19 protein-coding genes and 1 tRNA gene are annotated in these 16,266 nt (G+C 51.8%); 1 reads left to right on the top strand and 19 read right to left on the bottom strand.

The genetic code is table 11. From position 1 onward, the window contains the following. Positions 1-80 precede the first annotated feature (80 nt). The 10 genes from trmD to OCV69_RS00050 form a co-directional block, all read right to left on the bottom strand. Positions 81-842 carry a tRNA (guanosine(37)-N1)-methyltransferase TrmD gene (gene trmD / locus OCV69_RS00005; RefSeq protein ID WP_158356873.1) on the bottom strand — a complete coding sequence of 254 codons (762 nt, stop codon included), beginning with the start codon at positions 840-842 and terminating at the stop codon, positions 81-83. A gap of 12 nt (positions 843-854) precedes the next feature. Further along, positions 855-1,367: a ribosome maturation factor RimM gene (gene rimM / locus OCV69_RS00010; protein WP_022274563.1), complete on the bottom strand. Its 513-nt coding sequence runs from the start codon at positions 1,365-1,367 to the stop codon at positions 855-857. A gap of 118 nt (positions 1,368-1,485) precedes the next feature. Continuing rightward, a complete protein-coding gene (locus OCV69_RS00015) occupies positions 1,486-1,713 on the bottom strand; it encodes a KH domain-containing protein (RefSeq protein WP_022274564.1) in 228 nt (75 codons plus the stop codon). Positions 1,714-1,727: 14 nt separating this feature from the next. Further along, positions 1,728-1,973: a 30S ribosomal protein S16 gene (gene rpsP, locus OCV69_RS00020; protein ID WP_022274565.1), complete on the bottom strand. Its 246-nt coding sequence runs from the start codon at positions 1,971-1,973 to the stop codon at positions 1,728-1,730. A 78-nt stretch (positions 1,974-2,051) separates the two neighbouring features. After that, complete coding sequence (gene ffh, locus OCV69_RS00025; protein ID WP_158356874.1) at positions 2,052-3,416, bottom strand: signal recognition particle protein; 1,365 nt, start codon at positions 3,414-3,416, stop codon at positions 2,052-2,054. A 19-nt stretch (positions 3,417-3,435) separates the two neighbouring features. Continuing rightward, positions 3,436-3,777 (bottom strand): YlxM family DNA-binding protein, encoded by a 342-nt coding sequence (gene ylxM, locus OCV69_RS00030; protein WP_022274567.1) that lies wholly within the window; start codon positions 3,775-3,777, stop codon positions 3,436-3,438. Positions 3,778-3,912: 135 nt separating this feature from the next. Continuing rightward, the gene (locus OCV69_RS00035) at positions 3,913-4,410 is read right to left on the bottom strand and encodes a hypothetical protein (RefSeq protein ID WP_158356875.1); all 498 of its coding nucleotides are present in this window, start codon (positions 4,408-4,410) and stop codon (positions 3,913-3,915) included. Between the two features lie 191 nt (positions 4,411-4,601). After that, a complete protein-coding gene (locus OCV69_RS00040) occupies positions 4,602-5,222 on the bottom strand; it encodes a TetR/AcrR family transcriptional regulator (protein WP_158356876.1) in 621 nt (206 codons plus the stop codon). A 118-nt stretch (positions 5,223-5,340) separates the two neighbouring features. Then, the gene (locus tag OCV69_RS00045; RefSeq protein ID WP_158356877.1) at positions 5,341-5,814 is read right to left on the bottom strand and encodes a hypothetical protein; all 474 of its coding nucleotides are present in this window, start codon (positions 5,812-5,814) and stop codon (positions 5,341-5,343) included. A 3-nt stretch (positions 5,815-5,817) separates the two neighbouring features. Continuing rightward, a complete protein-coding gene (locus OCV69_RS00050; RefSeq protein ID WP_022274571.1) occupies positions 5,818-6,018 on the bottom strand; it encodes a helix-turn-helix transcriptional regulator in 201 nt (66 codons plus the stop codon). A gap of 317 nt (positions 6,019-6,335) precedes the next feature. On the opposite strand from OCV69_RS00050, the gene OCV69_RS00055 reads away from it, so the two are divergent. Next, the gene (locus tag OCV69_RS00055; RefSeq protein ID WP_158356878.1) at positions 6,336-7,574 is read left to right on the top strand and encodes a M28 family metallopeptidase; all 1,239 of its coding nucleotides are present in this window, start codon (positions 6,336-6,338) and stop codon (positions 7,572-7,574) included. A gap of 95 nt (positions 7,575-7,669) precedes the next feature. On the opposite strand, the gene OCV69_RS00060 is transcribed toward OCV69_RS00055, so the two are convergent. From OCV69_RS00060 to grdD, 9 genes are all read right to left on the bottom strand, one after another. Continuing rightward, the gene (locus OCV69_RS00060) at positions 7,670-8,806 is read right to left on the bottom strand and encodes an aminotransferase class V-fold PLP-dependent enzyme (RefSeq protein WP_158356879.1); all 1,137 of its coding nucleotides are present in this window, start codon (positions 8,804-8,806) and stop codon (positions 7,670-7,672) included. Between the two features lie 21 nt (positions 8,807-8,827). After that, positions 8,828-9,064, bottom strand: coding sequence for a putative Se/S carrier protein (locus tag OCV69_RS00065; protein WP_022274575.1), 237 nt, complete (start codon positions 9,062-9,064; stop codon positions 8,828-8,830). 29 nt (positions 9,065-9,093) lie between these two features. Then, a complete protein-coding gene (locus OCV69_RS00070) occupies positions 9,094-9,300 on the bottom strand; it encodes a sulfurtransferase TusA family protein (RefSeq protein ID WP_022274576.1) in 207 nt (68 codons plus the stop codon). Positions 9,301-9,323: 23 nt separating this feature from the next. Continuing rightward, positions 9,324-10,415: a YedE family putative selenium transporter gene (gene yedE, locus OCV69_RS00075; protein ID WP_158356880.1), complete on the bottom strand. Its 1,092-nt coding sequence runs from the start codon at positions 10,413-10,415 to the stop codon at positions 9,324-9,326. A 159-nt stretch (positions 10,416-10,574) separates the two neighbouring features. Next, entirely contained in the window at positions 10,575-11,501 is a 927-nt protein-coding gene (locus OCV69_RS00080) for a selenium metabolism-associated LysR family transcriptional regulator (RefSeq protein WP_215655376.1), read from the bottom strand. A gap of 9 nt (positions 11,502-11,510) precedes the next feature. Beyond that, on the bottom strand, positions 11,511-13,421 hold the full coding sequence (selB, locus tag OCV69_RS00085) for a selenocysteine-specific translation elongation factor (RefSeq protein WP_158356881.1): 1,911 nt from the start codon (positions 13,419-13,421) through the stop codon (positions 11,511-11,513). Between the two features lie 16 nt (positions 13,422-13,437). Then, on the bottom strand, positions 13,438-14,850 hold the full coding sequence (selA, locus tag OCV69_RS00090; RefSeq protein ID WP_262562906.1) for an L-seryl-tRNA(Sec) selenium transferase: 1,413 nt from the start codon (positions 14,848-14,850) through the stop codon (positions 13,438-13,440). 32 nt (positions 14,851-14,882) lie between these two features. Next, positions 14,883-14,976 (bottom strand) — tRNA-Sec (locus OCV69_RS00095). 152 nt (positions 14,977-15,128) lie between these two features. Next, complete coding sequence (gene grdD, locus OCV69_RS00100) at positions 15,129-16,247, bottom strand: glycine/sarcosine/betaine reductase complex component C subunit alpha (RefSeq protein ID WP_158356883.1); 1,119 nt, start codon at positions 16,245-16,247, stop codon at positions 15,129-15,131. Positions 16,248-16,266 lie beyond the last annotated feature (19 nt).

The raw sequence follows: 16,266 nt of genomic DNA on the forward strand, positions 1-16,266 counted from the left end.
CAAAACCCCCTTTTTCTTTTTATCATACCAGAAAAAGGGGATTTGTTCACAATTTATTTACTCATGCGTTTGTCCTGGGACTAAATCGTATCTTCTTCCTGGTTTTCCGCCTTTTTTCTCAAAAGCTCCTCCAGGAAGAGCTTTTCCTTTTTGGAGAGCACCGCTTCCTCCAAAAGCTCCGGCCTCCGTTCCAGGGTCCGGATAATGGACTGCTCCCGTCTCCATTTTTCAATATTGGCATGATGGCCAGAAAGAAGGATCTCCGGCACCTTTTTTCCCATAAATTCCTCGGGACGGCTGTACTGGGGATATTCCAGGAGATTATCGTGGAAGGATTCAAACTCCGCCGAAACGTCGTTATTTAAAACGCCGGGCACCAGCCTGGAAATACAGTCGATCATCATCATGGCCGGCAGCTCGCCGCCGGTGAGCACATAATCTCCCGCAGAAAGATAATCGGTGGCGATCATTTCCAGGACCCGCTCATCCACGCCCTCATAATGGCCGCAGAGAAAAACCAGCTCCTCTTCCTTTGCCAGTTCCTCGGCGATCTTCTGGGTAAAGGTCCGTCCCTGGGGCGTCATGTAAACCACCCGGGGCCTGTGGCCGATGCGGTCGCAGAGTGCCGTATAGGCGCGGTAAATGGGCTCCGCCTGCATGACCATTCCGGCGCCTCCGCCGTAAGGGTAGTCGTCCACCTTTCCGTGGCGCTCCAGGGTGTAATCACGGATGTTGATGGCCTCAAAGGCCAGAAGCCCATTGGAGGCGGCCCGTCCCAGGATACTGGTATTTAACCCGTTCATGACCATTTCCGGAAACAATGTCATTACATGAAAATTCATGGTCTTCCTCCATTACAGATCCAGGAGGCCGTCCAGCACATGGACCAGCATCTCCTGTTTTTCCAGATCCACGTTTAAGATGCAGTCTTTAATGGCCGGCAGGAGAAGCTCCTTTCCGTTCTCCATTTTTACGCAGTACACGTCGTTGGCCCCGGTCTGGAGCACATCCGTAAGAGTACCCAGGACCACCCCTTCATCTGTTACGGCTGTAAGGCCAATGAGGTCAGCAATGAAGTTTTCGTCCGGCGCAAGCTCCACTGCCTGGTCCCTGGTGATCAGAAGATCCCTCTGACGCCACATCTCCACGTCATTCTTATTGTCAAACCCCTTGAATTTTAAAATGACCATGTTTTTAAAAAATTTCACATGCTCGATCTCCAAGGGTATTTTTTCTTTTCCTGTGTCCATGAGGACGTGTTTTAATGTCTTGAAACGGCTGTTATCGTCCGTAGTAGGGAATACCTTCACTTCTCCCCGGACACCGTGAGCCGATGTGATCACACCGACGCGAAGCAGATTTTCCATTGTTCCATCCTTTCAAAAGCGGAACCGGCGCACAGCGGCCCATGTCCCTGGCGCGCGGTCCGCAGTCGTACAAAAAAGACTGTGATCAAATTTCTCTGACCCCAGTCTTTTATGAACGTTACTGAATCTCAACCATAACCTTCTTTTCCAGTCTGGAAGATGCGGCCTTGACAACGGAGCGGATGGCCTTTGCGATCCTTCCCTGCTTGCCGATGACCTTTCCCATGTCAGAAGGAGCAACCTTGAGCTCGATGACTAATTCGTCGTCGTTCTCAGATTCTGTAACCACAACCTCGTCTGGATTATCAACCAGTGCTTTGGCGATAACTTCAACCAGTTCCTTCATGAAAACACCTCACATTACTGGGTGATGCCGGCTGCCTTTAAGAGCTTGCCAACGGTCTCAGTCGGCTGTGCGCCTGTTGCTAACCACTTCTTAGCTGCTTCCTCGTTGAATTTGATGGTGCTGGGCTCAGTGTTGGGATCGTAGATACCAACCTCCTCGATAAATCTTCCATCTCTCGGGGAGCGGGAATCTGCAACTACGACTCTATAAAAAGGAGCCTTCTTCTGACCCATTCTTCTTAATCTCATCTTTACTGCCATTGTACTTTTACCTCCATGATTATTTAAAAAAGTTTTTATAAGCCATGCATAAAATGCATCTGCTGTCGTTTCTGCGGGCTAAAACGGCATCTTGAATTTGCCCATCATGCCCGAAAGTCCTCCCAGCCCGCCTTTGCGCCTGCCGCCCATCATACCGGGAAGCTGCTTCATCAGCTTTTTGGACTGTTCAAACTGCTTGACGATCCGGTTGACCTCGGCCACCTCCACGCCTGCTCCCCTGGCGATCCTCTGCTTCCTGGAAGGATTTAAGATCGACGGGTTGGCGCGCTCCTCCTTTGTCATAGAAAGGATAATGGCCTCCACACGGTCCATGGATTTCTCGTCTATATCAACATTTCCCTTCAGCTGGGACATTCCGGGCATCATATTCAGGATGCTGCCCATACCGCCCATCTTTTTGATCTGGTTCATCTGATCCAGGAAATCGTTGAAATCAAATTCGGCTTTGCGGAGCTTCTGGCTCATTTCCTTTGCCTTCTCTTCGCTCACCTCAAACTCGGCTTTTTCGATCAGGGAAAGGATATCGCCCATTCCCAGGATCCTGGAAGCCATCCGGTCGGGATAAAACTGTTCCAGGTCGGAAAGCTTTTCTCCCATACCCACATACAGGATGGGGCGGCCTGTGACAGAGCGGATCGAAAGCGCCGCGCCGCCTCTGGTGTCGCCGTCCAGCTTTGTGAGGATCACGCCGTCAACACCGATCTTATCATTGAAGCTTCCGGCCACATTGACTGCGTCCTGGCCCGTCATGGCGTCGACCACAAGAACGGTCTGATCCACATGGACCGCTTCCTTGATCTGGACAAGCTCCTCCATCATGGCCTCATCGATCTGAAGCCGTCCGGCCGTATCCAGGAATACCAGGTTACAGCCTTCTTTTTTTGCATGCTCCACCGCTGCTTTTGCGATATTCACCGGAGAATTGTTCTCTCCCATGGAGAATACGGGAACACCCACCTTTTCACCGTTGACCTGCAGCTGCTTAATGGCTGCCGGGCGGTAGATATCACAGGCCGCCAGCATGGGATTCCTTCCTTTGGCCTTGAATTTTCCCGCCAGCTTTGCGGTGGTGGTCGTCTTACCAGCACCCTGGAGACCGATCATCATGATCACGGTGATCTCATTCTGGGGCTTTAAGGCGATCTCAGTGGTTTCGGAGCCCATAAGTTTCACAAGCTCCTCGTTTACGATCTTTATCACCATCTGTCCCGGAGTCAGGCTTGTAAGAACATCCTGTCCCACTGCCCGTTCCTGTACAGAACTGATGAACTGTTTTACGACTTTAAAACTTACATCCGCCTCCAGAAGCGCCATTTTCACTTCCTTCAGTGCGGTCTTTACATCGGCTTCGGTTAAACGCCCTTTGCCTCTTAAGTTTTTAAAGACATTCTGCAATTTATCGGCTAAGCTTTCAAATGCCATTTAACCTCTCCCTTTATGGTCACAGCTGTCCGATCTCCTCAGAGATCGCTTCAATCCTGTCGATCAGGCTCATATCGCCGTTTTTCTTATACGTACCGGCCAGCGTTTTGATTTCTTCTACCATCCGCTTCGTCTGGTTGAACTTTTCCACCATTCTGAGCTTTTCCTCATAACCGGCCAGGATCCGGTCGCACCGTTTGATGAGATCGTGAACTCCCTGGCGGCTGATCCCCTGTTCCTCGGCGATCTCACTCAAAGACATATCGTTAAAGACCACGTCCTCGTATATGTGCCGCTGGTGGTCCGTCAGGAGCTCTCCATAGAAATCATACAGCAGGCCCTGTTCCACAATTTTTTCCATATCAGGTCACCTCGCATATGATACTATAAAATGCAGGGGCTGTCAAGGGTTTTTTCTTGACACACAAAAAAATATCATAACCGCCCAGCCATGCATCCTCCTGTCCGGATCTTTGCATGACTGAACGGTCACAGATTATTTTTTCCCATCCTTCCCCGCAAACCGGTTCATAAAAAAATCTGTGAAGGCGGCCAGCTCCTCCGCCTGCTCCACATACACATACAGCTTCTCATCCTCCAGCCAGTCGTAGGCGTTGATGCCGATATACCCTTTCTTATCCGGATAAATGATGAATGCATCCGTCGGATATTTATTCCGGTAGGCCTTAAGGATCTCTGACCGGCGGTACAAGACCGGAGTGCCGCAGCCGGAAAGATCCGGTACTGTGGGAACTACCGCGATGGTCTGGCTGTCCTCGTTCCAGCCGACGATCAGATTCCCGATCTTTGTCCGGCTTCCATGGACGAATCCGTAATTGAACCGGCTTACATCCTCCGTATACCCAAAGATCAGCCGGTAAGCATCTCCGTTTTCCACTGCCTGGTTAAAGAGAAGGCGCATCTTTTCTGCATTCTTCCTGCTCTTTTCCATGTCGATCTCCGGTCCCTTAAACAGCTTGCTGAAAAATCCCATAATAGTTTCCTCCTGAATTCAGATGTTTTATATGAAGCTGCCGGATCTGTCCGCAGCGCCATAAACAAGATTCCCTCTCACGCTTAAATAAGAATACGATTTATTTTTTGTTTTTATTTTATTTAAAAGAAGACCCGTCTGGATATCATGCCGGAACACCGTATCCAAACGGGTCGTCAGACTTCTCTCCCTTATATTGAAGAACTGTTTTTCATAGCCTCCAGGGCATCTGTAATGGCTTCGATCTGGAACTCGACCGTCTCGTCCATCGCTTCAGGGACAAAAAACGGAAGCGTATGGGGGACTGCCCTTCGTATGACCATGGCCGTCAGGCTCAGATTCGTAAACAGGCTGATCCGTTCTGTACTGGAGGCAATCCCAAAGCATTCCAGGATCTGTCCAAAAAGACGGCGCTGTTTCTCGCGGAAGATCTGGCAGTTCTCCCCGGAGAGCCGCTTAAAAATCTGCTGCTGCTCCTCGATCGTCAATACGGCGATCCCCTTTTTTTCTCCATAACAGCAGTCATGAAGGAATTTCCAGACCCCCTCCCGCCAGCTCAGGCCAGGATCGTTCATCAGCTTCCGCGCGTATTCAAGGACCCTCGGCTGCTGCAGGTACAGGGCCTCAACGATCAGATCCTCCTTGGCCGGAAAGAAGGAATAAAAAAATGTGCGTGAAATGCCGACTTTTTTATAGATCTGTTCCACAGTCGTATGCTGGATCCCCTGTCTGGACATCAGCTCAAGCCCAGTCTTCACCAGCTCGCTCCTGATCCGCTGCCGGTCCTCTTCCGAATATGCGACCTTCGGCATCTCACCCCACCTCCCGGAAATAATAAAAACTCTTTCATAGATTTATTCTTATCTTATCATATGAACCGTTCCGCTACAAGCATAAAATTTCCACTGACCCTAAAAAGACGGAAGCCCATTACATCACCCTTCCTAACGCCAGCCGGAAAACCAGAAGCAGGCCCGCCTGGGCGGCAAGGACAGCGGCCAGTACATACATGACCGTCCGGTCAAAAAATCCACTGGCCAGAAATCCCAGATACAGGAGGAGGAACATGGCATATCCGGAATACGCCCAGCTCCTAAGTCCCAGGAGCCGGTTTCTCTCATCACACTCCTCCACCCTTCTCTTCTTTAACGCTGCCTCATCCTTCAGATATCTCCGGTTCTTCCAGACGGATGCAGCCCCTCCGGCCATAAAGCCGATCCCGATCCAGGTATAAAATTCCTGGATAAAGCTGTCTCCAGCCACAGTCCCAGAATTTCCATAAAACCATGCGGCCGCCACTGAAAGAAGACCCAGCACCGCCGCAGTCTTTCCCACCAGGATCCGCAGCCTGCACCTTTTTTCAAAATCCACCGGTTCTTCCATAAATAATGCTTTCAGCTTCATGTGCTATTCCTCCTCGTCAAATAAAAAAATGTCTTCAATGGTACAGGAAAAATATCTGGCCAGCTTGTGGGCCAGCACCAGGGAGGCATTATATTTTCCATTTTCCAGGGAAATGATGGTCTGCCTGGTGACTCCCACCGCTTCCGCCAGATCCTCCTGGCGGATCTTCCTCTCCTTCCGCAGCTCCTGGATCCGGTTTCTCATGTGCACCTCATCCCTTCGTGATAAATATGTAATGTTTGCTTTACATTTGTACTATAAATCAGAAATTCAAAAATGTCAAGTTAGTTTTACATGTATTTTTTGCACGAGAGTTTACATAATAATATTATGTAAACTACAATCATGAAACATCTGTCATCGCATCAGCCGCAGGCCATTCTGACCCTCCCAGGATCTGCGGCGCCCCAGGCTTGCCTTTTTTCCCAAATCGGGTATAATGAAAGAAAACAGATGTGGGGCAAAAGGATTTTTGACCTTCTGACCCTGGTATCGAAAATACAGATAAAAGGAGCCAGAGTATGGAATATAATATGATCTGCGGAAAACGCCAGCTGGAATTTATGAAACAGTTTGATTATATCCGGGAAGCCGGAACCGATGGTGAAGAAAAGGCCGCCCTGGAGATCCAGAGGGAGCTTAAGAGCTTTGGCGTGGACAGCCGCCTGGAAGAATTTGAGATCGATACGTGGAGGATCCTTAAAGCTGAATTCACTGTGACGGAACCCTTTGAAAAAACATATACAGTGGCTGGATACGGCCGCTGCGGCAGCACTCCGGCGGATGGGATCGAGGCCCCGTTCCTGTACGCGGAAAACGGCGATGATATTAATCTTTCCCAGGCAAAGGGAAAGATCGTCCTGGTAAACAACCCTGTCAATAAAGATATGTATAAGAAGCTGGTCCATGCAGGGGCTGCCGCCTTCCTCTCCATCACCGGAACTCCCATCGACGAAGGCCCGGACCGCCTCCTCTATACACGGGGAGTACCCAAAATGGAAGAGACTCCCATCCAGGGGCTGGTGATCCATCACCGGGATGCCATGGAGCTGGTAGAGGCCGGAGCCTGCCGCGCCCGGCTGACCTTACTGCAGGAGCCAGAAAAAGCCGTTTCCCACAACGTGATCGCGCGGATCCAGGGAACGGAGGTCCCGGATGAGATCCTGACCTTGACTGCGCACTACGACTCTGTTCCCCAGGGCCCCGGAGCCTACGACAACATGGCCGCCTGTGCCATCATCCTGGAGCTGTGCCGGTACTTTAAGGCCCATACACCCCGCCGTACCCTGGAGTTCATCTGGTTCGGAGCCGAGGAAAAGGGACTTTTAGGCAGCCGGAACTATACGGAGGTCCATAAAGAGGAGCTGAAGCAACACTGTTTCAATATGAATGTGGATCTGGCCGGACAGCTGGTGGGAGGAACCGTCATTGGCGTCACTGGCGATCCCTCCATCTGCTCCATGATTGAATATATGGCCCATGAAACAGGTATCGGAATGGTCACAAGAAATGCCATCTGGGGCAGCGACTCCAACACCTTTGCCTGGAACGGCGTACCGGCCATGACTTTAAACCGCGACGGCTTCGGAATGCATACCCGCCACGATATCGTGGACTATATCTCCCCCTGGTCCCTGGAACGGAGCGCAAGGCTTCTGGGACATATCGCAGAAAGCCTTGGAAATATTCCGGTCATTCCATTTAAACGGGAGATCCCCGAAACCTTCATGAAGGAGCTGGACCGTTATTTCGGCAGATAATACATACTGCGGCCAGCCCCGGAGATAAACCGATAAAAAAGCCTTCCGTCTTTCCCGTTATGGAAAAAGCCGGAAGGCTTTTTAAACATTAAATTTTATTCCGCCAGCTCCTTTAAGGCCTTCACTGCCGCGTCGATCTCCTCTTCCGTATTAAACCAGGAAAAAGAAAAACGTACCATGCCCTGGTCCACGGTTCCCATGGACTGATGCATTAAGGGCGCACAGTGAGCGCCGGGACGGGTGGAGATCCCGTATTCAAAGGAAAGCTCGTCGCTGACTTCAGAGGAATCATACGTTCCCAGGTTCAAGGCCACCACCGCAGCCCTCTGATCTGTGGAAAAATCCCCATAAAGCTTAAGACCCGGAATATCCTTTATCCCATCCAGGAAGCGGCGCATGAGACCGATCTCCTTTTTATGGATCGTATCTGTACCTGTTTCCTTAAGGAAGCCCAGGGCCGCATGGAGCCCGGCCACTCCGTGGCCATTTAAGGTTCCAGCCTCTAAGGCTGTGGGCATCTCGTGGGGATGCTCCTTCAGATAGGTGTGGATCCCGCTCCCGCCGGATTTCAGCGGCCGTACCGTAATTCCCGGCCGCACGCAGATCCCGCCGGTCCCCTGGGGGCCGTACAGCCCCTTGTGGCCTGTAAAGCACACCACGTCGATGTTCATGGCCTGCATATCGATGGGGAGAACTCCTGCTGTCTGGGAGGCGTCCACCACAAAAAGCAGTCCATGGTCCTTACAGAACCTTCCCAGATACATAAGGTCATTGGCATTTCCGGTCAGATTGGACGCATGGGTACATACCAGGGCCTTTGTATTTTCTTTAAGAAAACTCTCCAGAAGGTCTGTTCTCAGCCGTCCCTTTTCGTCACAGGGAACGAAGGACACCTGGCATCCCTTTTCCTCCAGACGGTATAAAGGCCTCAGCACTGAATTGTGCTCCATGACTGTGGAGATGATATGGTCGCCCGGATCAAAAAGACCCAGAATCGCCGTATTCAATGCCTCCGTGGAGTTTAATGTAAAGGCCACCTGTCTGGGATCCCCCAGGTTAAAAAGCTCCGAGAGCATTTCTCTCGTTTCGTAGATCAGCCTGGAGGCATCCAGGGACGCTTCATGGGCCCCCCGGCCGGAATTTCCCATATGCCTCATGGCGTTTACCACCGCGTCGATCACACAATCCGGCTTCTGCATGGTAGTCGCCGCATTATCCATATAAATTCCCATAGTATCACCCCTTTCCCATCTCTAATATAACAGCTCTGCCATATCCTCACATTCAATGGAGCATTCCTTTAAGAATGTCTCCATATCCGCCCGGTCAGCCGGGACTGTACACCAGGCCAGGCCGCACCCGGCCGAAAGCTCCCTGGGTACAGGGATCATACGGCCGGATCTGCCCGTCTCCTTGCATGCCTTTTCAAAGGCAATGGCGTCGGAGGTGGTGTGAAATGTGATGATCAGTTTCCATTCTTTTTGTCTCATGTTACCGTCTCTTTCTGAAAGATCCGTCCTTACTGGATGATGAGCTCAAATCCATCGCCTGTTTCCGTCACAGTCACGGTCTTTCCCTGGCTCCTGGCAAATTTCTCCACGTTAGCCTTGGAATGAGGCTCTGTCACCAGGACCTTTACCGTATCGTTTCCATGACTCTTTAAGGCAGCCTGGGTCAGCATCACCGGCTCCGGACAGGATAAACCTCTTGCATCTACTTCGTACATAATGATTCCTCTTTTCTCTGCAATTAATTCTTTTTATTCTTCGGCATAAATCCGATGATGAACAGGATCACGATACATGCGATCACAGCCACCTGGCCGTTGATCCCCGGACCGCCTGCCACTGCCGGAGCGTCTGCGGTTGCTGCAGCTGCAGCAACGCCTGCCAGTCCGAAGTTATGGCAGAAAGCGGCTCCAACAAAAAGACCTAAGAAGGTCACTGCGGAATCGGAGGACCCCTGGCCTGCCAGCACCAGCTGTCTTAAGGGGCATCCGCCTGCCAGAACAGCAGCAAATCCCACGGCGTACATGCCAAGGATATTCCAGATATGCTGGGCATGGGCCACCGGCTGTCCTGTAAAGGACAGGTTAAAGTTTCCTGTGGCGATGTTGTAGATCACCATAACCACGAAAATACCGCCTACGATGGTCAGAAGATCATAATTCTTCATTAAGATGATATCGCGGACACACCCTGCAAAGCAGCTTCTGCACTTCTGGGCGATGGCTCCGAATAAAAGGCCACCGATGAGTGCGATAAACACCGGTGCGTGCATGCTTCCGGGCCCCTTTTCACTGCTGACGAACAGTGTTGTGGTCAGGCTTAAAACAAAGAGCACCACCATGGCGATGGGAAGGATCGTGCCGGAGGCTTTATCCACCGTATAGGCTCTTCCCAGAGAGAAGCCGCGCTTTAAGGCCAGGGTCCCTGTAAATACTCCGGCCACAAAGCCGATCAGGGCCACATAGGCGTTCAGATCGCCGGCAGCCATACGGAGCACCATACGCAGCGGGCAGCCTAAGAATGCCAGGGAGCCGATCATCATGATCATACCCAGCACAAAACGCACCATGGGGGAGGAGCCGGCCGTGGACCGGTATTCCTTTGTGACAACAGCGATCAGAAATGCGCCGCAGATAATACCGATGATCTCCGGACGCACGTACTGGACAACAGCTGCCTGGTGGAGCTTCATGGCTCCGGCTGTGTCACGGATAAAGCAGGCGATACACATGGCCATGTTCTTGGGATTTCCCATATAGGCCAGGACTGCTGCTATGGCTCCCAGGAGCACGCCTGAAAGCGCCAGCGTCTTTTTGTTTGCAGTTAAGTTCATACTTACTACCCCTTTTCTGTTTTGTAGATTATGGACAAAAAATATAGAATTTTCATCCATCTCACTTAAGTTTATCAAACCAGACAGGGGAAGTCTAATTAAAAATATTATTCCAGAGAATCGATTGTATAGCTTTTTTCTATGGAAGAACGGACAGCCCTAGAGCTGCCCGTCCTCATGAAGCTCCCTGGATGCCTTTTCCCGGACGAATTCCAGGAAATGCTCCGCAATGGGAGATAAGCAGGCCCCTTTGTTGTGGGCCAGATAAAAACAGCGTTTTTTCTCCAGGCCGCGGATGCGGAAATAGCGGATATTATCCTGCTCCGCCGTCCGCTTGATGACCTGCTCGGACACGATGGAAACGCCCAGGCCTCGGCTTACCACCTGCTTGATGGCTGCCGGATTGCTCATACGGGCGATCACATCCACGTTTTTAAACACAGGCTTCCCATAAACCAGGGCCTTTTCCATCTCCTGCCGGGTCCCAGATCCGTCCTCCCGCATGATGAAGGGTTCATTGATGAACAGCTCCACCGGGATGGCCTCTCCATTCTGGTAGATCCGGTATACGTCCGTGTCAGGAGTGATGAGTACCATCTCATCGTAGAACACAGGCTCAAAGCACAGGCCGCTGTTTCCCTTGTAGCCGGTAAAGCCCAGCTCCCCCCGCTGGTTCATGAGGTTCTCATTGACCAGCCGGCTGTCAGACTGCTCCACATAAAACCTTACCCGCGGGAAGAGCTCATGGAACTCTTCCATGACCTGGGGAAGATAAAAATACCCGGGAATGGAGGAGGTCTGGATCTCCAGGATCCCGTCCAGGTCCTCCTTCAGATTCTTCATGGACATAACGGCCCTGGATCTGGTATTCAGAAGCTCCACCGCATAAGAGTAGAACTCATGGCCGTGGGGGGTCAGGCTGATCTCCCGGCCAGACCGGTTCAAAAGCCGTACTCCCAGCTCATTTTCCAGGTTGCTCACATGGGTACTGATGGTAGGCTGGGTTAAAAACGTAGCGTCAGCCGCCTTGGAAAAACTTTTGTATTTTGCAGCATTTACAAATGCCTCCAGCTGTCTGAACTCCATAACGTCTCCTTATTTCAGCAGAACACGCACGTCGCCCTGGAGCTTTGTGATCTTCTGCTGGTCCAGATGATCCAGGATCAGCAGCACATACTTTCTGGACGTACCTAACATATCCCGGAATTCTGCCAGGGACATGGTATCGTGGGATGCAAAATACCCCCTCAGAAGCTCCATGGCCTTTTCATAGTGATCCTTGTAAAGATAAGCACCTGGGTTCAGCTTCACCAGCGTGCCGTCCTTAAACAGGTCAGAAAGCACCTGCTTTGCCTGTTTTTTATCCTTAAACTGAGCCATGACCTCATCCGTGGACGGAGCCTCAAAGCCGGCCGCCGCATACGTCTTTATCATGGTCTGGCGCATATCGGAATGCTCGTCAGAATACTGGGCAGAGAAGCCAGCCGCCGCCACCGTGCTGCTGGAAGCGCTGATGATCCCGCGCTTTAACAGCTCGTTTAAGAGCACATCGCCTTTTTTGGCCTCCTTCAGATAAAAGCTTTCCAGGATCCGGCTCTTGAACTCTTCCTTTTCCATTCCGGCTGCAATGGGATTGGCCTGGTGGAAGGCTGTCAGCATCTCTGTGGTCTTTCCTGTGACCCGTTCCCAGAAATCCTTGTGGAAGAAGTTTCCATCGTTTAAGGAAAGGGCCTTCTTCTGCTTTTTCAGCTTCTCCAGCCGTTCCTCTGTCTCCCTATCCGTCCAGTTGAGCTTGGCTGCCAGCCGATGGACCGACGGGAAGCGGATGCTCTCCTCCTTCAGGACCAGCTCCAGCACTTCCTCGTCCGTTCCCGTCTCGCGGATGGCCAGGGCATTGATAAGCTCCTCCTGATGGCGCTTGTGCTTTCCAGGACAGGCATCCAGGATGATGCCTCCGCCAAAGGTCTCCACCGGAGAATAGAACCGGATGATGAACCGGTCGGTGCGCTTGACGGCCAATGGCTCGTCAAACCGGAGCTGCACAAAGGCGCTCTCGCCTGCACCGATGGAATCCTTATCTAAAAGCACCGCCTTGGCAATGGTCTGGGCAGATCCATAGTTAAAGTGGATCCGGTCCCCATTCTTTAAAAGCCGGTCCGTGGTCTTAAAAAGACTGATCTTCACATCCAGGAACGTGCTGTTGGTAAGGCTTCCGGGAGCCGCCAGGACTTCTCCCCGGCTCAGCTCTTCTTTTTTTATGTTGGACAGATTGATGGCTGTACGCTGTCCGGCATAGGCAGCCTCTTCCTTGGAACCATGGCTCTGGATCCCGCGAATCTTAAGGATCCGCTCTTCCGGATAGACCATGACCTCTTCTCCGGCCTGGCAGCTCCCTTCCAGAAGGGTTCCAGTCACCACTGTACCGAAGCCCTCCATGGTGAATACCCGGTCAATGGGCAGCCGGAACAGCTCCGGCTCACTGCGGCGCATCCCCACGGAGCGGACCTTATCCAGGATCATCTTCTTTAATACGTCGATGTTCTGGCCGGTGAAGGCAGAAACACGGATCCGGTCAGCGTTTTCCAGGAAGCTTCCCTCCACCAGCTCGGAAACGTCCTCCTCCACCATTTCAGCCCAGTCCTCATCCACCAGGTCTGCCTTGGTAAATACAATGATGCCCTGGCGGATATGAAGCATCTTTAAGATTTCAAAGTGCTCCACGGTCTGGGGCATGACACCCTCATCCAGAGCGATCACCAGAAGCACCAGGTCGATGCCTCCGATGCCCGCCAGCATGTTTTTAACAAATTTTTCGTGGCCCGGCACGTCGATGATGCCGATGTGAAGCCCCTCGTCATTGGGAAGGTTGGCGAATCCCAGCTCAATGGTGATCCCCCTCTTCTGCTCTTCCCTCAGCCTGTCGGTCTGGATCCCTGTCAGCGCCTTGATAAGACACGTTTTTCCATGATCCACATGACCGGAAGTTCCTACAATGACGTTCTGCATTCAGCTGTCACTCTCCTTAATTTACTCCTGCCTGGGCAGCCGCAAATAAAACAGCGCTGGCAGCAGTCTCGATTTCCTCTTCTTTTATGGTCCTTACAGAAAGGAGCACCTTATCGTGGGCTACCCGGACGATCACCGGCGTCTCAGCCCTTCTGAACAGCCGTTCCAGCCGCTCTGCCGGTACTGTATCAGAGGCAATGGAAACGGCGATGCCGTTTAAGCGGACTGTGGGTGCGGAGCCGCCGCCCACCTGGTCCTTACAGGGCTCGGAGCCCAGGGTAAATGCGTCTGTCCTAACCTTGATGGCTTCGATGAGCCGGTCGGCCTTATTCTGAAGCTCTTCCCCGGAAACAGTGATCATCTGGAGCACCGGTATGGTCTTCTTTGCGTTCTCCATATCCAGATATTCAAAGAATGTGGCCTCCATGGCTGCCAGGGTCATCTTATCCACACGGAAGGCCCGGGCCAGAGGATGCTTCTTCATTCTATCAATATATTCCTTTTTACCGATGAGGATGCCGCCCTGGGGGCCTCCCAGAAGCTTGTCGCCGGAGAAAAGCACCACGTCTGCCCCGTCGTTCACCGCATCCAGGACTGTGGGCTCATCCACGCCGTAGCGGGTCAGATCGGCCATGAGACCGCTTCCCATGTCGTAGATCACAGGAAGGTTCATTTCCTTACCCAGATCTACCATTTCCTTCAGGGTCACCTCCTGGGTGAAGCCCAGGATCCGGTAGTTGCTTGTATGGACCTTCATTAACGCGCCGGTCTTTTCCGGATCATAGGCGTTCCGGTAATCCGACGGCCTCGTCTTATTGGTGGTCCCCACCTCTTTTAAATGGGCGCCGCTCTGCTCCATGATCTCCGGGATCCGGAAGGAGCCGCCAATCTCCACCAGCTCGCCTCTGGATGTGATGACTTCCTTTCCAAAGGCCATGGCAGAAAGGCACAGCATGGTGGCTGCCGCATTGTTGTTGACTACCATGGCAGCCTCTGCTCCCGTGATCTTTGCAATAATCTTCTCCACATGGTCGTGGCGCAGGCCCCTGGCTCCCTTTTTCAGGTCGTATTCCAGATTGGAATAAGAATCAGCCACAGCCGTAACGCTTTCCACTGCAGCCCTGCACAGATTGGAGCGGCCCAGGTTGGTGTGGAGCACAACGCCGGTGGCGTTGATCAGCGTCCTTAAGTTTCTCTTTTTCTTTCCTGTGATCCGGTCGCAGATCTCTGCGATCAGTTCATCCTTTTCGGGGGTGTCCTCTCTTTCTCCGGAAAGGATCTCCCTTCTCAGCTCATCAATGATCTCCCTTGCAGCGTCCACCACAACGGATCTGGGCGTGGATTCCATAAAAAAAACGAGCTGCTCATCCAGTAGCAACTCGTCTATTTTAGGAAGACCACGCAGTAATAACTGCCTGTTATCCATAATAATATTCCTCCTACTTCGATGAATCGAAAAAACGGAGGAGGTGGGAATCGAACCCACCCGAAGGGCTCCTAACCCTTCACAACGGTTTTGAAGACCGCGAGGCACACCAGCAACCTATCTACCTCCAAATTCACATCGCATGACTTGTTTATAATAGCACAGCGTCCTGCATTTGTCAAGGCGAATTTTGTAAATTTTTTATACAAAACATATAATTTCCCCGAAACAGGGAGACAGACAGTCTCTCCGCCTGTCTCCCGATCCGGGCATCCGGTCATTTAGCCAACATAACCGGCATTCTTTAAGATCTCGTAAGCCTTGTCCTTCTTGTCTGCAGCCATCAGAACGATCGGGCCAGTACAGCCCATACCGCTTTCTGCGTAGATTCCCTCTTTCCAGAGTGCCTGTACAGCGTCTTCCAGGTCCATAACCTCGATACCCGGAATCTGTGCAGTACAGATCTCCTTGGGGGGAGCTGTTACAGCTGCAGCCGGAGCTGCTTCTTTCTTTCCAGCATTCTTTAACTCGTCGATGATCGCCTCAAAGCCGGCCTTCTTTGCTTTTGCAAATTCGTCGTCTGCGATCTTCTTCCAGTTATGCTTTACAAGATTTGTGGCAAACTCCATAGCCCCTGCGATCACAGGAGCGCCGGAAGCACGGGAAACGATCATAATCAGACGATCATAACCATCGCCGATGCCCGGACCGTAGCCAAAGCCCAGGGACTCATAGCTTCCGCCAGTGGTATATGCAGAGAAGATCTTCATCATGAGGTTTCCTGTTAAGGAGTCCATAACCATGATATCCGGAGTTCCGGCTAACAGGTCGTTGCCTCTCATGACGATTCCGCCGTCTGCACGGGCAGATTCTGCGAAATTGATATCATATCCCTGCTCTTTTAATTTTAACAGAGCCTTTTCTGTCTGTCTTGCACCGTCGATGTTGGCAATACCAACCGTCGGATTCTCGATCCCGTCTGCCTTTGCGGCGATGATGCCGTAAATGGCATTCTTTACCATACCAGCGATACGGTCTGTATCAGACGTACCTGTGGTGGTGGCAAGATACATGGGCTTTCCAATGCCGGGGGTAATTACCTTACCAACGGTGGAAACGCCGATGGGGAATGGGTAGTGCATGGTAACTGCAGCGTCGATCTCACCGGAATCCAGAAGCTTTTCCATCTCTTTGTGGATGTCTTCTCCCTCGATGAGACGGGCGTCTAAGCCCTTGTACGCAGCCAGCTCCATGGCTCTCTTAATATTGTCTTCTCCATGCTCACTGCCTTCGGAGGCAAAGCCGATCACCGGCTTTTTGCCGTACTGTCCTGTTTCCAGGGCATCCGCAACTTCCAGGAAGGTATCTGCAATGAGCGTCTTAATTCTCTTATCTGACATAACGCACCTGTCCTTTCTG

Source organism: Alitiscatomonas aceti (assembly GCF_025567195.1).
Taxonomy (GTDB): Bacteria; Bacillota; Clostridia; order Lachnospirales; family Lachnospiraceae; genus Alitiscatomonas; species Alitiscatomonas aceti.

Excerpts from the sequence above, each read along its gene's own strand:
- OCV69_RS00070 (WP_022274576.1), bottom strand. The coding sequence starts at position 9,300 with ATGTACGAAGTAGATGCAAGAGGTTTATCCTGTCCGGAGCCGGTGATG.
- OCV69_RS00050 (WP_022274571.1), bottom strand. The coding sequence starts at position 6,018 with ATGAGAAACCGGATCCAGGAGCTGCGGAAGGAGAGGAAGATCCGCCAG.
- OCV69_RS00040 (WP_158356876.1), bottom strand. The coding sequence starts at position 5,222 with ATGCCGAAGGTCGCATATTCGGAAGAGGACCGGCAGCGGATCAGGAGC.
- OCV69_RS00015 (WP_022274564.1), bottom strand. The coding sequence starts at position 1,713 with ATGAAGGAACTGGTTGAAGTTATCGCCAAAGCACTGGTTGATAATCCA.
- yedE (WP_158356880.1), bottom strand. The coding sequence starts at position 10,415 with ATGAACTTAACTGCAAACAAAAAGACGCTGGCGCTTTCAGGCGTGCTC.
- grdD (WP_158356883.1), bottom strand. The coding sequence starts at position 16,247 with ATGTCAGATAAGAGAATTAAGACGCTCATTGCAGATACCTTCCTGGAA.
- OCV69_RS00080 (WP_215655376.1), bottom strand. The coding sequence starts at position 11,501 with ATGGAGTTCAGACAGCTGGAGGCATTTGTAAATGCTGCAAAATACAAA.
- OCV69_RS00045 (WP_158356877.1), bottom strand. The coding sequence starts at position 5,814 with ATGAAGCTGAAAGCATTATTTATGGAAGAACCGGTGGATTTTGAAAAA.
- selB (WP_158356881.1), bottom strand. The coding sequence starts at position 13,421 with ATGCAGAACGTCATTGTAGGAACTTCCGGTCATGTGGATCATGGAAAA.
- trmD (WP_158356873.1), bottom strand. The coding sequence starts at position 842 with ATGAATTTTCATGTAATGACATTGTTTCCGGAAATGGTCATGAACGGG.
- OCV69_RS00055 (WP_158356878.1), top strand. The coding sequence starts at position 6,336 with ATGGAATATAATATGATCTGCGGAAAACGCCAGCTGGAATTTATGAAA.
- OCV69_RS00065 (WP_022274575.1), bottom strand. The coding sequence starts at position 9,064 with ATGAGACAAAAAGAATGGAAACTGATCATCACATTTCACACCACCTCC.
- ffh (WP_158356874.1), bottom strand. The coding sequence starts at position 3,416 with ATGGCATTTGAAAGCTTAGCCGATAAATTGCAGAATGTCTTTAAAAAC.
- rimM (WP_022274563.1), bottom strand. The coding sequence starts at position 1,367 with ATGGAAAATCTGCTTCGCGTCGGTGTGATCACATCGGCTCACGGTGTC.
- OCV69_RS00060 (WP_158356879.1), bottom strand. The coding sequence starts at position 8,806 with ATGGGAATTTATATGGATAATGCGGCGACTACCATGCAGAAGCCGGAT.
- ylxM (WP_022274567.1), bottom strand. The coding sequence starts at position 3,777 with ATGGAAAAAATTGTGGAACAGGGCCTGCTGTATGATTTCTATGGAGAG.
- rpsP (WP_022274565.1), bottom strand. The coding sequence starts at position 1,973 with ATGGCAGTAAAGATGAGATTAAGAAGAATGGGTCAGAAGAAGGCTCCT.
- OCV69_RS00035 (WP_158356875.1), bottom strand. The coding sequence starts at position 4,410 with ATGGGATTTTTCAGCAAGCTGTTTAAGGGACCGGAGATCGACATGGAA.